This is a genomic window from Priestia sp. P5_B4 (assembly GCF_056400385.1).
Genome location: NZ_JBFULJ010001086.1, coordinates 1 through 1133 on the forward strand (window position 1 = coordinate 1; position 1133 = coordinate 1133).

2 protein-coding genes are annotated in these 1133 nt (G+C 39.9%); both read right to left on the reverse strand.

Annotated features, from left to right (window positions below):
* Window positions 1-640 (reverse strand): sigma factor regulator N-terminal domain-containing protein (locus AC1DRF_RS29000; RefSeq protein WP_477742439.1); only part of this gene is annotated, 640 nt, incomplete at its 3' end.
* Window positions 637-1131 carry an RNA polymerase sigma factor gene (locus AC1DRF_RS29005; RefSeq protein ID WP_016763958.1) on the reverse strand — a complete coding sequence of 165 codons (495 nt, stop codon included), beginning with the start codon at window positions 1129-1131 and terminating at the stop codon, window positions 637-639. The genes AC1DRF_RS29005 and AC1DRF_RS29000, both read right to left, overlap by 4 nt.
* Window positions 1132-1133 lie beyond the last annotated feature (2 nt).

Here is a 1133-nt window from a genome sequence, read left to right on the forward strand (position 1 = left end):
CGTTTGTCCATTCCTTATACTCTTTTGCATGCAGCTTTAGTTTTTTGGGATCAGGATAGACAAAAGAAAGGTTAAGGTCGTATTTGCCGCCGGAAAATTCTTTTTCTACACCGCTTGTTTTATCAAACAGCTGATGAAATGTAAACGTCCCAATGGCCTGCTCCTCACGTCCAATTTGCTTATAAGCTTCCATTTGCGACTGCATGCGGAAAAAGGACTGTGTATCAGAAGTGGTTTCACGTATATGAACGTTCGGAAAAGCAGATTCGATAGCCGCTTGATTCACGCTGTTTATGTATTCGGTTTTTGATTGATGATAATATACAATAGATAAAAAGCTGCCGATTATCCATAGCAGAACGACAGAGCCAATGACAGTTGTCACATTTGAAAGGCGCTGCTTCCATTTGGCGATATAAATGGACTTTTTAACTTTTTTATTATCCAACATCGTATCGTCACTTAGTGAAGTAGCTGATGAAGTTGGCGATAACAGTTCATCTTCAGTTAGCAAGTGCTCMAAATGAGCCGAGCATGCTTCACAATTTTCCGTATGTTCTTCAAGTGCTTCTGCTTCTTTGTCTGTCAAAGTGCCGTTTTTATATTTTTCCCATTGATGCTTCATATCTTGACAGCTCATCCGTCCTCTTCCTTTCTTTTTTTCAATTGTTGACGACCACGATACAAGTCCATTTTCACTTTTGACAGAGTATAGCCAGTCATTTCTGCAATCTCTTCATATGTGAAGCCGTGATAATCTCGTAACAGTACAATATTCTGCTTAGCCGGAGGCAAAGCAGATACATCAGAAAGCCATCCGTCGATTTCACTTTGAATCATCACTTGTTCTTCAGCACTTGGCTGAGGAGTAAAGTGCCATTCTTCTATTTCGACAGTAGGGCGTTTTTTTTCTTTTCGATACCAGTCAATAAAGGCGTGATAAGCAATTTTGAACAGCCAAGGCTTCACTTCTTCGCCTTTATATGTTTCTAAGTGTAAAAGTGCCCGGTAAAAGGTCTCCTGCATTAAATCTTCCGCTGATTCTTTTCTGCGAGTAAGAGAGAGAAGATAGCGCAGCAAATCATGCATGTGCTGTTTATAAATGTGTTCAAAGTTATGCTGTTGTGCCATTT